Origin of the sequence: Streptomyces sp. MUM 203J (genome assembly GCF_022414595.1) — a bacterium.
In the GTDB taxonomy this organism is placed as follows: domain Bacteria; phylum Actinomycetota; class Actinomycetes; order Streptomycetales; family Streptomycetaceae; genus Streptomyces.
The window spans coordinates 386,345-399,945 of sequence record NZ_JADWYO010000001.1; the positions used below are offsets into that span (position 1 = coordinate 386,345).

The 13,601-nt window shown below is 71.6% G+C and carries 13 protein-coding genes and 1 riboswitch; of the genes, 6 read left to right on the forward strand and 7 right to left on the reverse strand.

All coding sequences use genetic code 11. The annotated features are described in order from the left end of the window. Positions 1 to 68: 68 nt before the first annotated feature. On the reverse strand, positions 69 to 1,355 hold the full coding sequence (locus tag I3F58_RS01660) for an extracellular solute-binding protein (RefSeq protein ID WP_240106297.1): 1,287 nt from the start codon (positions 1,353 to 1,355) through the stop codon (positions 69 to 71). 303 nt (positions 1,356 to 1,658) lie between these two features. Here I3F58_RS01660 and I3F58_RS01665 point away from each other — a divergent pair, with 303 nt between their 5' ends. The 3 genes from I3F58_RS01665 (at position 1,659) to mctP (ending at position 4,499) form a co-directional block, all read left to right on the forward strand. Continuing rightward, positions 1,659 to 2,486: a GntR family transcriptional regulator gene (locus I3F58_RS01665; RefSeq protein ID WP_240106338.1), complete on the forward strand. Its 828-nt coding sequence runs from the start codon at positions 1,659 to 1,661 to the stop codon at positions 2,484 to 2,486. Between the two features lie 139 nt (positions 2,487 to 2,625). Beyond that, entirely contained in the window at positions 2,626 to 2,904 is a 279-nt protein-coding gene (locus tag I3F58_RS01670) for a DUF3311 domain-containing protein (RefSeq protein ID WP_240106298.1), read from the forward strand. After that, the gene (mctP, locus tag I3F58_RS01675) at positions 2,901 to 4,499 is read left to right on the forward strand and encodes a monocarboxylate uptake permease MctP (RefSeq protein ID WP_240106299.1); all 1,599 of its coding nucleotides are present in this window, start codon (positions 2,901 to 2,903) and stop codon (positions 4,497 to 4,499) included. The genes I3F58_RS01670 and mctP overlap by 4 nt, the downstream gene beginning before the upstream one ends. A gap of 76 nt (positions 4,500 to 4,575) precedes the next feature. Here the strand turns inward: mctP and I3F58_RS01680 are convergent, their stop codons facing one another. Both I3F58_RS01680 and I3F58_RS01685 read right to left on the reverse strand, forming a co-directional pair. Next, a complete protein-coding gene (locus I3F58_RS01680; RefSeq protein ID WP_240106300.1) occupies positions 4,576 to 4,890 on the reverse strand; it encodes a type II toxin-antitoxin system PemK/MazF family toxin in 315 nt (104 codons plus the stop codon). Beyond that, complete coding sequence (locus I3F58_RS01685) at positions 4,880 to 5,119, reverse strand: ribbon-helix-helix protein, CopG family (protein ID WP_240106301.1); 240 nt, start codon at positions 5,117 to 5,119, stop codon at positions 4,880 to 4,882. The genes I3F58_RS01680 and I3F58_RS01685 overlap by 11 nt, the downstream gene beginning before the upstream one ends. 130 nt (positions 5,120 to 5,249) lie before the next feature. After that, positions 5,250 to 5,326: riboswitch (cobalamin riboswitch) on the forward strand. A 152-nt stretch (positions 5,327 to 5,478) separates the two neighbouring features. Between I3F58_RS01685 and I3F58_RS01690 the strand changes: the two genes are divergently transcribed. Genes I3F58_RS01690 through I3F58_RS01700 form a run of 3 tightly spaced genes read left to right on the forward strand, consistent with a single transcriptional unit; the run spans position 5,479 to position 9,382 of the window. After that, a complete protein-coding gene (locus tag I3F58_RS01690; protein WP_240106302.1) occupies positions 5,479 to 7,902 on the forward strand; it encodes a ribonucleoside-diphosphate reductase subunit alpha in 2,424 nt (807 codons plus the stop codon). Then, the gene (locus I3F58_RS01695; protein ID WP_374207884.1) at positions 7,893 to 8,966 is read left to right on the forward strand and encodes a ribonucleotide-diphosphate reductase subunit beta; all 1,074 of its coding nucleotides are present in this window, start codon (positions 7,893 to 7,895) and stop codon (positions 8,964 to 8,966) included. The genes I3F58_RS01690 and I3F58_RS01695 overlap by 10 nt, the downstream gene beginning before the upstream one ends. A gap of 2 nt (positions 8,967 to 8,968) precedes the next feature. Further along, on the forward strand, positions 8,969 to 9,382 hold the full coding sequence (locus I3F58_RS01700; RefSeq protein WP_240106303.1) for a DUF2809 domain-containing protein: 414 nt from the start codon (positions 8,969 to 8,971) through the stop codon (positions 9,380 to 9,382). On the opposite strand, the gene def is transcribed toward I3F58_RS01700, so the two are convergent. From def to I3F58_RS01720, 4 genes are all read right to left on the reverse strand, one after another. Further along, on the reverse strand, positions 9,358 to 10,008 hold the full coding sequence (gene def / locus I3F58_RS01705; RefSeq protein WP_240106304.1) for a peptide deformylase: 651 nt from the start codon (positions 10,006 to 10,008) through the stop codon (positions 9,358 to 9,360). The two genes, I3F58_RS01700 and def, sit on opposite strands and share 25 nt — an antisense overlap. Positions 10,009 to 10,094: 86 nt before the next feature. After that, complete coding sequence (locus I3F58_RS01710; protein WP_240106305.1) at positions 10,095 to 11,075, reverse strand: hypothetical protein; 981 nt, start codon at positions 11,073 to 11,075, stop codon at positions 10,095 to 10,097. A 115-nt stretch (positions 11,076 to 11,190) separates the two neighbouring features. Beyond that, on the reverse strand, positions 11,191 to 12,429 hold the full coding sequence (locus I3F58_RS01715) for an HD-GYP domain-containing protein (RefSeq protein ID WP_374207885.1): 1,239 nt from the start codon (positions 12,427 to 12,429) through the stop codon (positions 11,191 to 11,193). After that, positions 12,426 to 13,601 (reverse strand): HD-GYP domain-containing protein (locus tag I3F58_RS01720; protein ID WP_240106306.1); only part of this gene is annotated, 1,176 nt, incomplete at its 5' end. The genes I3F58_RS01715 and I3F58_RS01720, both read right to left, overlap by 4 nt.

Below are 13,601 nucleotides of genomic sequence, written 5' to 3' on the forward strand. Positions count from 1 at the left end.
GAGCCCGAGGGAGCTTGAGGGCGAGCACCGAAGGCTCGGTCACGGGGGTCCGGGGGCGGGGTCCCCGGTTACTGCTGGTTGACGCGCTCGGTGATGATCTTGTCCGCGGCCTCGCCGGCCTTCTTCGGGTCCTCGCCCTTCAGGACCTTGGTCATGAAGTCCTTGATCGGGTTGGGCTCGGTCTCGACGTTGGCCCAGCCCGGGGTCACCGGGGTGATGCGGCCGACGGGCGCGGTCTGGGCCATGGCCTCCGCGAAGGAGCCGGCCTCCGGCTTGAACTGGGCGGCGTCGTTGTTCGGGAGCAGTCCGCCGCCGGTGGCCTCGGCGTACTTGGCCATGTGGTCCTTGCCTGCGGCGAGGGCCAGCCACTCCTTGGCGAGCTCCTTGTTCGGGGAGCGCTCGGCGATCGCGAGGTTGGAGCCGCCGAGGAAGACGGAGCCCGGCTTGTCGGCGGTCTTGCCCGGGATCGGGAAGTAGCCGAAGTCGGCCTTGCCGCCGGCCTTCTCGATGGCGGCGGCCGCGCCGCCGGCCTCCCAGCCGAGGCCGATCCAGGAGGCCACGCCGCCCTTGGGCACGATGTCGGTGGACTGCTGCGGGGTGGCCTCGTCCTTGTCCTTGGGGGCGGTGGAGAAGGACTGCAGTTCCTTGTAGAAGTTGACGGCGGCCGCGGCCTCGGGCGTGGCGAGCGTGCCCTTCCACCGGTCGCCGTCCTTGACGGCGAGGTCGCCGCCCTCGTCCCACAGGAAGCCGGCGAAGACGTACCAGCTCTGGCCGGGCAGGTAGATCGGCTGGACCTTGGAGTCCGAGTCCTTGATCTTCTTCAGGCCGTCGATCCACTCCTCGCGGGTCTTCGGCGGCTTCACCCCGGCCTTCGCGTAGGCGGCCTTGTCGTAGACCACGACGCGGCTGGCGGCGTACCAGGGGGCGGAGTAGAGCTTGCCGTCGAGCTCGTTCGACGCGAGCATGCCCTTGTTCCAGCCGTCGTAGCCGAACGTCGCCTTGTCCTCGGTGAGGTCGGCGAGCCCGCCGGTGGCGGCGTAGCCGGCGGTCTGGGTGTTGCCCAGCTCAAGCACGTCCGGCGGGGTGTCCTCGGAGAGGGCCGTGGTCACCTTCTCCTGGATGCCGTTCCACTGCTGGACCTCGACCTTGACCTTGACGTTCTTGTGCTTGGCCTCGAACTCCTTGTTGACTTCCTTGATCCAGGCGTCCGGAGCGGATCCGTCCATGACCCAGACGGTCAGCGTCTTGTTGCCGTCGGCGTCGGTGGAGCCGCTCTTGCCGTCCTCCGTACCGCACGCGGCGAGGCCTACCATCATGCCCGCGACACTGATAGCCGCGATGAGCTTGCGCTTCACGCCACCCTCCTCAGGGATGCCTGGAACCCCCCTGCCCACCGCGAAGACCGACCTGCGACGTACGACGAACGACGAGTACTGCTCGTGGGGCTGGGTCTGATCTTGATTGGTTTAGACCAGTAACCGGGAGCTTGGCCTAGACCTTTGGGGGTGTCAAGGGTGTATAAGAGGGGCTGTTGGCTCCGTTATCGGACCGACACCTGAGGAGGGGCGACGACCCGTGACCGGTCCGTGCCACCATGTGAGCCACGAAAGACGGAGGAGCCGGTGACGGCTGCAGCACAGGAGTCGGGAAGGCAGGCCATGGCCACCCAGAGCGGCGGTACGGAGACCGCGAAGAGGACCGGCGGCGGGTCCGGGTCCGCGAGCGGATCCGCGACGGCGACCGCGCCGGAGAGCGGCACGGCGACCCGCTCCGCGCGCGTACCCAAGTACTACCGGCTCAAGCGGCACCTGCTGGAGATGACCGAGACGATGCCGCCCGGCACGCCCGTGCCGCCGGAGCGCACCCTCGCCACCGAGTTCGACACCTCCCGGACCACCGTCCGCCAGGCCCTCCAGGAACTGGTCGTCGAGGGCCGCCTGGAGCGGATCCAGGGCAAGGGCACGTTCGTCGCCAAACCGAAGGTCTCCCAGGCCCTGCAGCTCACCTCGTACACCGAGGACATGCGCGCCCAGGGCCTCGAACCGACCTCGCAGCTCCTCGACATCGGCTATGTCACCGCCGACGACACCCTGGCCGTCCTGCTCGACATCCAGCCGGGCGGGCGGGTCCTGCGGATCGAGCGGCTGCGGCTCGCCAGCGGGGAGCCGATGGCCATCGAGACGACCCACCTGTCGGCCAAGCGCTTCCCGGCGCTGCGCCGCTCGCTGGCCAAGTACACCTCCCTCTACACGGCACTGGCCGAGGTGTACGACGTCCGGCTCGCGGAGGCCGAGGAGACCATCGAGACCTCGCTGGCGACACCCCGGGAGGCGGGCCTGCTGGGCACGGACGTGGGGCTGCCGATGCTGATGCTGTCCCGGCACTCGTACGACGAGCAGGGCGCCCCGGTCGAGTGGGTGCGTTCGGTGTACCGGGGCGACCGGTACAAGTTCGTGGCGCGCCTCAAGCGCCCGGCCGACGACTGAGATTCACGCGCGCCTCGCAACTCACCGCAGTCACAACGTTATCGAGCGACACCTTCCCTGGAGCGGACCGTCCCCGTAGATTCGCCGCATCGCACGGCTGATCATGAACGGCTGATCATGAGGGGACGGTGCTCACCGTATGTCGGAAGTGACGCAGGACCAGGAACAGCCACCCATGCCGGTGGTCACCTCCGTCCGGGTGGTGATCGCCCTCTGCCTGTTAACCCCGTTCGTGGCGATGCTCTGGGTGAGTTCGTACGCCCGGGTGGAGCCGGTGGTGGGCGGTGTCCCGTTCTTCTACTGGTACCAGATGCTGTGGGTCGTCGTCTCGACCGCGCTGACGATGCTGGCGTACCGCCTCTGGCACCGTGACCAGCGTGCACGCGAGGCCGCCCGCGAAGGGGGTGCGGAGCGGTGAAGGACGGCGTGAACGGCGTCGCGCTCGGCGTCTTCCTCTTCTTCTTCCTCCTCGTGACGGTCCTGGGCTTCCTGGCCGCGCGCTGGCGCCGTGCCGCGAACGAGAACAGCCTCGACGAATGGGGCCTCGGCGGGAGGTCGTTCGGCACCTGGATCACCTGGTTCCTGCTCGGCGGCGACCTCTACACGGCGTACACCTTCGTCGCGGTCCCGGCGGCGATCTACGCGGCGGGCGCGGCCGGGTTCTTCGCCGTGCCGTACACGATCCTCGTCTACCCGCTGATCTTCACCTTCCTGCCCCGGCTGTGGTCGGTGTCGCACAAGCACGGGTACGTCACCACCTCCGACTTCGTGCGCGGACGCTGGGGCTCCCGGGGGCTGTCCCTGGCGGTGGCCGTCACCGGCATCCTCGCCACCATGCCGTACATCGCGCTCCAGCTGGTCGGCATCCAGGCCGTGCTGGACGTGATGGGCGTCGGCGGCGGCGAGTCCGCGCACTGGTTCGTCCGGGACCTGCCGCTGCTCATCGCGTTCGGTGTGCTCGCGGCCTACACGTACTCGTCCGGACTGCGCGCCCCGGCCCTGATCGCCTTCGTCAAGGACACGCTGATCTACCTGGTGATCGCGGTGGCGATCGTCTACATCCCCGTCAAGCTGGGCGGGTTCGACGCGATCTTCGGCGCGGCGAGCGAGAAGTTCACCAGCAGCGGCAAGGGCTCACTGGTGCCGGGCGAGGCAGGCCAGTGGACGTACGCCACGCTGGCGTTCGGCTCGGCGCTGGCGCTGTTCATGTACCCGCACTCGATCACGGCCACGCTGTCGTCCGGCAGCCGTGACGTGATCCGCCGCAACACCACGATCCTGCCGCTGTACTCGGTGATGCTGGGCCTGCTGGCGCTGCTCGGGTTCATGGCGATCGCCGCGGGAGTGCAGGTGGAGAACGGCCAGCTGGCGATCCCTCAGCTGTTCGAGAACATGTTCCCGGACTGGTTCGCGGGCGTGGCGTTCGCCGCCATCGGCATCGGCGCGCTGGTGCCCGCGGCGATCATGTCGATCGCCGCGGCCAACCTCTTCACCCGCAACATCTACAAGGACTTCCTGAAGCCGGACGCCACACCGGAGCAGGAGACCAAGGTGTCGAAGCTGGTGTCGCTGCTGGTGAAGGTGGGCGCGCTGGCGTTCGTGCTGACGCTGGACAAGACGGTCGCGATCAACTTCCAGCTGCTGGGCGGCATCTGGATCCTCCAGACCTTCCCGGCGCTGGTGGGCGGCCTGTTCACCCGCTGGTTCCACCGCTGGGCGCTGCTCGGCGGCTGGGCGGTCGGCATGGTGTACGGCACGTGGACCGCCTACAACGTGGCGAGCCCGACGCAGAAGCACTTCGGCGGGTCCTCGGCGGCTATCCCCGGTATCGGGGAGATCGGCTACATCGGCCTGACCGCGTTCGTCCTGAACCTCGCGGTGACGGTGGCGCTGACGTTCGTCCTCCGCGCCCTGAAGGCCCCGGAGGGCGTCGACGAGACGACCGCGTCGGACTACACGGCGGACGCGGACACGTCGAGGTCCCCCGCCCCGAAGGTCCCCGCGGGCCACTGAGCCCCGCACCCCGGAGGGCCGCCGCACCCGTGGTGCGGCGGCCCTCCGCCGTCCCGGCGACCAGCACCGCGGGCCCTCAGAGCAGGCCCAGCACCAGCTTGACCGCCCGCTCGACGTCGACCCACTCCTCCGGGTCGACGCGGCCCGCGAAGTCGCCCAGCCGTGTGGGGTCGACGGCCGCCATCTGCTCGACGAGAACCACCGTGGCCGTGCCGTTCATGTCGAGCTTCGGGTGAAGCAACCCGGGTGCGGCGCTCGTCGAGGTCGGAGCGACGATCAGCGTCGACGTGGCGAGTGCCGCGGTCTGGAGCACGACCGCATAGCGCGTATCGCGCTCTTCATGGCCGACCGCGTCCTCACGGACCCTCAGCCGGTGGACGTCACCACGCACGGAGCTCCTCCATGTCGGCCCGGACCTCGGCGAGTTCCGTCTGGTAGGCCGGGTCGTTCCGCCATGCGGCGAGCTCGGCGGCCGCCTCGCGGTACTGCTCACGGACGTACGCCTCGTGAATCGCCGCTCTTATGGCGTCCGACGCCGTCACGTCCCGGAGGGCGGCCAGCGCTTCGAGCTCACGATGAGTGTCGGCGTCGGGTCGGAAGGTGATGGCCTTCGGCGTCATGGCCCCAGTGTCATACGAAACGCATTACGAGCGAGCCTCCGACCGTCACCTTCTGACACCAAGGCACAACATGTGGGGGGCGACGCAGCAGGCTCCCCCCACATGTATGCTCGTCCTCGCTGTCGCGCAGGGGAATCCGGTGGGAATCCGGAACTGTCCCGCAACGGTGTGATCGGTGTGCTTTCGCGCACCCGCAGTCCGATGACCTGCCGCAGTGCGCCCGGACCGTCCGGCCCGGGTGCTCCAGACGTCCGGGCCTCGCGGAATGGGCCGGTGGACGCGGTCACGCATGCCTGCCGCCGCTTCCCCCGCCGCCCGCACCGCAACAGGCCCCGAGCCGAGCGAGGGAGAGCCCCCACGTGACCATCGCGCCAGCGGATCCGGCCTCAGCGACCACCGGAGTCGACGCCGAGGGCGACGCCCCGGGCACGGCCCGCCCGTCTCCCGCCACCACCCTCGACGGAGGCCCTTCGGGCCGCGGCGCCGAACTCCTCCGGACCCTCACCGACCTCACCGCCGATCTGCCGGACACCGACCCGGGCCGGGTCGCCGCCGCCGCGCTGCGCGGCCGGCACGCCGGGTCGGACGAGGCGGAGCTGCGGGACCTCGCCACCGAGGCCGCCGCCGGGCTGATCTCCGAAGACCCGGCGTACTCCCGGCTCGCCGCCCGGCTGCTGGCCCGCACCATCGTGGAGGAGGCGGCCTCGCAGGGTGCGACGGGCTTCTCCGCGTCGGTCGCCGTCGGGCACCGCGAGGGGCTCATCGCGGACCGCACGGCGGAGTTCGTACAGCTCCACGGCGACCGCCTCGACGGGGTCGTCGACCCCGTGGGCGACGACCGCTTCGGCTACTTCGGGCTCCGCACCCTCTACTCCCGCTACCTGCTGCGCCACCCGCTCACCCGCAAGGTCGTCGAGACCCCGCAGCAGTTCATGCTGCGCGTGGCCTGCGGGCTCGCGGAGGACGACAGCGCACGGGCGCTGGAGGAGGTCATGGCGCTGTACGGGCTCATGAGCCGCCTCGACTACCTGCCCTCCTCCCCCACGCTCTTCAACTCCGGCACCCGCCACCCCCAGATGTCCTCCTGCTACCTGCTGGACTCCCCGCAGGACGAGCTGGACTCCATCTACGACCGCTACCACCAGGTCGCGCGGCTGTCCAAGCACGCGGGCGGCATCGGCCTGTCGTACTCCCGCATCCGGGCGCGCGGTTCGCTGATCCGCGGCACCAACGGGCACTCCAACGGCATCGTGCCGTTCCTGAAGACCCTCGACGCGTCCGTCGCCGCCGTCAACCAGGGCGGGCGCCGCAAGGGCGCGGCGGCCGTGTACCTGGAGACCTGGCACGCGGACATCGAGGAGTTCCTGGAGCTGCGCGACAACACCGGGGAGGACGCCCGGCGCACCCACAACCTCAACCTGGCGCACTGGATCCCGGACGAGTTCATGCGCCGGGTCAACGAGGACCGCGAGTGGTCGCTGTTCTCCCCGTCGGACGTACCCGAGCTGGTCGACCTGTGGGGCGAGGAGTTCGACGCCGCGTACCGGGCCGCCGAGGCGAAGGGCCTGGCCCGCAAGACGATGCCGGCCCGCGACCTGTACGGCCGCATGATGCGGACCCTGGCCCAGACCGGCAACGGCTGGATGACCTTCAAGGACGCCGCCAACCGCACCGCCAACCAGACCGCCGAGCCGGGGCACACGGTCCACTCCTCGAACCTGTGCACCGAGATCCTGGAGGTCACGGACGACGGGGAGACCGCGGTCTGCAACCTGGGGTCGGTGAACCTCGGCGCGTTCGTCGCCGACGGTGACATCGACTGGAAGCGGCTGGACGAGACCGTCCGTACCGCCGTGACCTTCCTCGACCGGGTCGTCGACATCAACTTCTACCCGACCGAGCAGGCGGGCCGCTCCAACGCCCGCTGGCGGCCGGTGGGCCTGGGCGCGATGGGCCTCCAGGACGTCTTCTTCAAGCTGCGGCTGCCCTTCGACTCGGCGGAGGCCCGGGCCCTGTCGACCCGGATCGCGGAGCGCATCATGCTCGCCGCGTACGAGGCGTCGGCCGACCTGGCCGAGCGCAACGGGCCGCTGCCCGCCTGGGAGCAGACCCGGGCGGCGCGCGGGGTGCTGCACCCCGACCACTACGACGCGGAACTCTCCTGGCCGGAGCGGTGGGCGGCGCTGCGCGAGCGGATCGCGGCCGTCGGCATGCGCAACTCGCTGCTGCTGGCCATCGCGCCGACCGCGACGATCGCCTCGATCGCCGGTGTGTACGAGTGCATCGAGCCGCAGGTGTCGAACCTGTTCAAACGCGAGACGCTGTCCGGGGAGTTCCTCCAGGTCAACTCGTACCTGGTGAAGGAGCTGAAGGAGCTCGGCGTGTGGGACGCGCAGACCCGGGAGGCGCTGCGCGAGTCCAACGGCTCGGTGCAGGGCTTCACCTGGGTCCCGGCGGACGTCCGCGCGCTGTACCGCACGGCGTGGGAGATCCCGCAGCGCGGCCTGATCGACATGGCGGCCGCCCGCACCCCGTTCCTGGACCAGTCGCAGTCGCTGAACCTGTTCATGGAGACGCCGACGATCGGCAAGCTGTCGTCGATGTACGCGTACGCCTGGAAGCAGGGCCTGAAGACCACGTACTACCTGCGGTCCCGCCCCGCGACGAGGATCGCGCGGGCGGCGTCCGGCACCACCCCCGTCCCCGTACAGCAGAGCACGCCCGACCCCGAGGCCGTCGCCTGCTCCCTTGAGAACCCCGAGTCCTGCGAGGCATGCCAGTGACCGCCCACCCGTCGCCCGAGCACCACCCCTCAACGACGGCGCTTCGCGCCGGCGGTGTCAGTTCCCAGAACCTGCTCGACCCCGGCTTCGAGCTGACGCTGCGCCCGATGCGCTACCCCGACTTCTACGAGCGCTACCGGGACGCGATCAAGAACACCTGGACCGTCGAGGAGGTCGACCTCCACTCGGACGTCGCGGACCTGGCGAAGCTCAGCCCCGGTGAGCAGCACCTCATCGGCCGCCTGGTCGCGTTCTTCGCGACGGGCGACTCGATCGTGGCGAACAACCTGGTGCTGACGCTCTACAAGCACATCAACTCGCCCGAGGCGCGGCTGTACCTGTCCCGCCAGCTGTTCGAGGAGGCCGTGCACGTCCAGTTCTATCTGACGCTGCTCGACACCTACCTCCCCGACCCGGAGGACCGCGCCGCCGCGTTCGCCGCCGTCGAGAACATCCCGTCCATCCGCGAGAAGGCAGCCTTCTGCTTCAAGTGGATGGACTCGGTGGAGAAGCTGGACCGGCTGGAGACCCAGGCCGACCGCCGCCGCTTCCTGCTCAACCTGATCTGCTTCGCCGCCTGCATCGAGGGCCTGTTCTTCTACGGCGCCTTCGCGTACGTGTACTGGTTCCGGTCGCGCGGTCTGCTGCACGGCCTGGCCACCGGCACCAACTGGGTGTTCCGCGACGAGACGATGCACATGAGCTTCGCGTTCGAGGTGGTCGACACGGTCCGCAAGGAGGAGCCGGAGCTGTTCGACGAGCAGCTTGGCCGGCAGGTCACCGACATGCTCAAGGAGGCCGTGGAGGCCGAGCTGCAGTTCGCCCGCGACCTGTGCGGCGACGGGCTGCCGGGCATGAACACCGACTCCATGCGCCAGTACCTGGAGTGCGTGGCCGACCAGCGCCTCCAGCGGCTCGGCTTCGCCCCGGTGTACGGCTCCGAGAACCCGTTCGCCTTCATGGAGCTCCAGGGCGTCCAGGAGCTGACGAACTTCTTCGAGCGCCGCCCCTCTGCCTACCAGGTGGCGGTGGAGGGTTCGGTGGACCTGGACGAGGACTTCTGAGGATGCTCCGTACGCGGTCGGCGGCCGGTGCCGCCGCCGTGCTCACCGTCGCCGCGGGCCTGGGTGTCAGGTCCGCGGCGACGGGTGTCGTCGCCAAGTACGCGGGCGACGCTCTGTACACGGTGCTCGTGCTGGCGCTGGTGGTGCTGGTGGCGCCCCGGCTGCGTCCGTGGGCGGCGGCCGGGTGGGCGCTGGGCATCAGCTGGGCGGTGGAGCTGTTCCAGCTGACCGGGGTGCCCGCGGCGCTGGCCGCGCACCCGGTCGTCGGCACCCCGGCCCGCCTGGTGCTCGGGACGTCCTTCAACACCCCGGACCTTTTCTGGTACGGGGTCGGCGCGGCGGCCGGCTGGGCGGTGCTCAGCCGGCCGTGGCGCCGCCGGCGCCGTGAACGTCAGTCGTTGGGGACGGTCTCGTAGCGCGGCGTGCCCTCCGCCATCTGCCGCAGCGCGTCCTTGCGGTCCCGCTTGGACAGCCGGTCGATGTACAGGTAGCCGTACAGGTGGTCCGTCTCGTGCTGGAGGCAGCGGGCGAAGTAGCCGGTGCCGCGCACCTTGACCGGGTTGCCGTGCACGTCCTGCCCGTGCACCTCGGCGTAGTCGGGGCGGGCCAGCGCCGCGTACGCGGTGGGGACGGACAGGCAGCCCTCGTTGGAGTCGTCGAGGACGCGGCGCTCGGCCGGAAGCTCCTGGAGGACCGGGTTGATCACGACGCCGGTGTGCCGGACGCCCTCGTCGTCGGGGCAGTCGTAGACGAAGACCTTCAGGTCGACGCCGATCTGGTTGGCGGCCAGGCCCACGCCCTCGGCGGTGCGCTGGCTGGCGAACATGTCGTCGACGAGCTGCGCCAGCTCGTCCCCGAACTCGGTGACGTCCTTGCACTCCTTGTGCAGCACCGGGTTGCCGACCACCGTGATGGGACGGGACGTGCCGCGTTCGCGGTGGGCCCGCTCGCGCTCCTCGCAGTCCTCCGTGTCGACGATGTAGCCCTCGTCGTCCACGGGCAGGGTGCCGTCGCCCTGCTGCCGAGTCTCCTGCTGCGCCATGTCCGTCGTCCGCGCCTTCCCTGAGAAGTCACCGTGTGGGTCGTGCCCGTACAGGGTACGGGGCCCCGGCGACCCGCTTCACCGGCTCAGCAGACTTCTTCCAGATCGCGCCACTCACGGCTGTCCGGGCTGTCCGCGACCCAGCCGTCGAGGAGACCGCGCACCAGCCCGGCGGGCGCGGCGATGCCGCACTCCCGCTCCGGAACCCACAGGTCGCCGGAGGTGCGGTGGCCGAGCGGCCCCGGGTGGCCGGGCTCACTGTGGTCGTGCGGGTCCAGGTGCTCGCCCTCGCCCTCGGCGCTGGGCATCCGGGACTCGGAGCAGGACCGGCACAGGAGCCGTACGGAGGAGGACCAGTCCTCGGCGGCGAATCCGGCGTCCGCGGCGAGCTGTTCCAGGGCGTTCCGGTCGGCCTCGGTGGCGGCTTCCAGGAGGACGACCCAGGTGGGGACGGGCGAGGGGGCCCACAGCTCGATCTCGTCGAACACGGGGAAGCTGTGGCCCGTGGCGGTGGTGCGCTCCCCGTTGGGGACACCGTCGTGAAGGACGACCTCGCCCCAGCGGCGGCCGGAGGACGGCAGGGGGATGGACAGCACTTCTATCCGTGCCGGGTCGAGCCGGCGGCCCCACACCACCTCGGCCTCGCCCTCCGGCGACAGCCGTACGGCGGCGCTGCCGAGGTCCATGCCGGTGGGCTCGCCGCCCGGGGCGGTCCGGTCGGGCACCTTCAGCCCGTACGCCTGCCAGGCGCGGCGGGCCAGCGGCCAGTCCTGGAGGGCGGTGGCGGCGATGCCGACGTTCCACCAGTCGGGAGCGCCGGTCTCCCTGTCGAGCAGCGCGACCGCTCGCAGCCCGGCGGCCCGGGCCTGCTCCCAGTCGTGCCGGAACTTGTGCAGCAGGGCCAGGTTGAACCAGGACTCCGAGAGCCACGGCTCCAGGTCCGCCGCACGGGTCAGCAGCGCGCCCGCGTCCTCGTACCGCCCGTCCCCGATCAGCGTGAACGCGCGGTCGGTGGCCTGCCGCCACGAGGCGGAGGGCCGATGCCGTACCTTCCCGAAGATCCTCACGATTCCCGCCTGCCGGTCTGCCGGTCGCTGAAGGTTCTGCCCCGGACTCCCTCTCAGTTGGCATCCAACCATGCCCGGTCGCACACCCGCTCATTACCCATGGGTTACCCCGCTCCTACCCCGGTACCCGGCCCGCGACGCGGACGTACCCGTCGCGGGCGAGTACCCGCCCGAGGGCTTCCACAACCGCCGGGTGGTAGTCGCGGGCGGTGCCGAGCCGGAGGTGCTCCAGGGCCTGGAGTCCTCCCTGAGCGGTTTCCCCGGAAAGGTCGTCGTACGCGTTGACCACGCGGACGATCCGGGCGGCGGGCGGCTGTGCGCGGTACGGGTCGGCCTGCCGCTCCACCACGACCGCGACGTCGGCGGGGACACCGGTCTGCCGGACCACGGCACCGCCGAGCAGGGCGATGCGCCGCTGCTCCTCGGGCGGGAGCAGCGCGGTCGCCCCTTCGCGTACCGGATCGACCAGGGAGAGCTGCCCGATGTCGTGCATGAGGGCCGCGTACTCCAGGACGGTCAGGTCTTCGCGGGGCAGTCCCAGCTCACGGCCCACGGCCCGGCTGAGGACGGCGACGCGGTGGGCGTGGCCGGGCGGGGTGTACCCGGCGACCTCGGTGGCGCGGGCCAGGCAGGCGATGGTCTGCCGGTAGGTGCGGCGCACCGCGGCGTACCGCCCGAAGGCGAGCTGGGTGACGAGCAGCGGCAGCGCGAGGACCGGCAGCGCCCACAGCCCGGCGACGGCCACCGACAGCGCCATGACCGCGCCGGTGGCGCACACCGCGGACCCGATGCCGAGAAGCCCGCGCAGCTCGTCCCTGAGCAGCGGCCCGTACGGGTGCCCGGTGCGGGCGCGGTGCAGCAGGGCCGCGAGGACGGCGTCGCACAGGGCGGTCAGGACGAGCAGCAGCGCCAGGAGCAGGGCGTGCCCGGGCCCCTGGGCGGCAGCGGCCGGCACGGCTCCGGAGGCGGCGAGCGGCTGCCAGCAGAGCGCGGCGAACGCCGTGGTGAGCACCCGGCGGGCCACCTGGTCCGGCCCCGGCCCGCGCCCCCGCGCCAGATGCGGTACGGCACCGGCGAGCGCTCCCGCCACGGCGACGGTCACCACCTGGGCGACGCCGTGCCCGGCCGGCTGCCCGGCGGTCTGCCCGAGCAGCGCGTACGCGAGCGCCGCGGCGGCCCCCAGGGGGGCGGGCTCCCGGCCCGAAGGACGCCGGGCCACCTCCCCCACGGCCACGAGGACGCCGAAGGCGAGCGCGACACCCGGCTGGGTGACCCCGTGCCACAGGGTCCACCCCAGGCTCCCCGCCCCCGCGGCGAGGGCCGCGCCCCGCACGAACGGGCCGATCAAGGTCACGGTTCTTCCCCCGCCCCGCCTCTCCCCGGGGCCGGTGGCTCCGCCCCCCGGCCCGCGTTCCGCTTCTCTGGAGGGGGCACCCCCGGAACGGCGCCCGCCCGCGCAGGCCGGGCGGGCCGGGTCGCCGGCGGTCCGGAGGGCGGTTCCCCACGGTGCGGGAGGGGGCGGGGCGGGGGAACGAACGGCTCGTCGGACGTGACCGCCGTCTGCCAGCCGTGGCGGCTCAGCGCCCGCGTCAGCGCCCATACCATCGCCGGGTCGAACTGCGGCCCCGAGCACCGCGCCAGCTCGTCCAGAGCCGCGTCCACGGGCCGGGCCCGCCGGTAGGACCGGGTCGAGGTCATCGCGTCGAACGCGTCCGCCACCGCGACCACCCGTGCCAGCTCGGGGATCTCCGGGCCCCGCAGCCCGTACGGGTACCCGGTGCCGTCGAGCCGCTCGTGGTGGTGGAGGATCGCCGCCCGCGCCTCGCCCAGGAAGCCGATGCCGCGCACCATCTCGTGCCCGTACTCGGGGTGCAGTTCGACGACCCGCCGCTCCTCCGCCGTGAGCGGCCCCTCCTTGCGCAGGATCCGCGTCGGGACGCCCAGTTTGCCGACGTCGTGGAGCGTGCCGGCGAACCGGAGCGTCTCCAGCCGCGCCTCGTCCATGCCGAGTTCACGACCGATCAGCACGGAGGCGCGGCCCACCCGTTCGCTGTGCCCACGGGTGTAGGTGTCCTTCAGGTCGACGGCCTGGACGAGGGCCCTGATCGTCGCCTGGTGGGCCGCGCGCTCGCGGTGGTACTGCGCGAAGACCCGGCCGGTGATGAACATGGGCAGCAGCGCGAACAGTGCGGCGGGCCACCCGTACGGGCTCCGCCACAGCACCGCCATCATCAGCCCCACCAGCCCGTGCACCGCGTGCGAGACGAGCGACCGTCCCAGCAGCCCCCGCCACGCGGCCCGCACGGGCACCCTCTCGGCCGTCGCGAGGACGCCGCCGTCCAGGACGGTCAGCACCAGGCAGAAGGCGAGGACGGCGCCACCTGTCGGCACCAGGAGGTACGGGAGGTCGGGCACCCCGCCGCCACCGGCCGCGTCCGCCCCGCCCAGCGCCTCGCCCCCGCCCAGCCAGGCCGCCGCGCCCCCCGCCGCCCCTGTCGCGAGGCCCAGTTGGGCGCCCCGCCACCC

Bases quoted from the DNA above. Each gene is read 5' to 3' on its own strand.
- def (WP_240106304.1), bottom strand. From the start codon at position 10,008: ATGGCGCAGCAGGAGACTCGGCAGCAGGGCGACGGCACCCTGCCCGTG.
- I3F58_RS01665 (WP_240106338.1), top strand. From the start codon at position 1,659: ATGGCCACCCAGAGCGGCGGTACGGAGACCGCGAAGAGGACCGGCGGC.
- I3F58_RS01670 (WP_240106298.1), top strand. From the start codon at position 2,626: ATGTCGGAAGTGACGCAGGACCAGGAACAGCCACCCATGCCGGTGGTC.
- I3F58_RS01695 (WP_374207884.1), top strand. From the start codon at position 7,893: ATGCCAGTGACCGCCCACCCGTCGCCCGAGCACCACCCCTCAACGACG.
- I3F58_RS01685 (WP_240106301.1), bottom strand. From the start codon at position 5,119: ATGACGCCGAAGGCCATCACCTTCCGACCCGACGCCGACACTCATCGT.
- I3F58_RS01700 (WP_240106303.1), top strand. From the start codon at position 8,969: ATGCTCCGTACGCGGTCGGCGGCCGGTGCCGCCGCCGTGCTCACCGTC.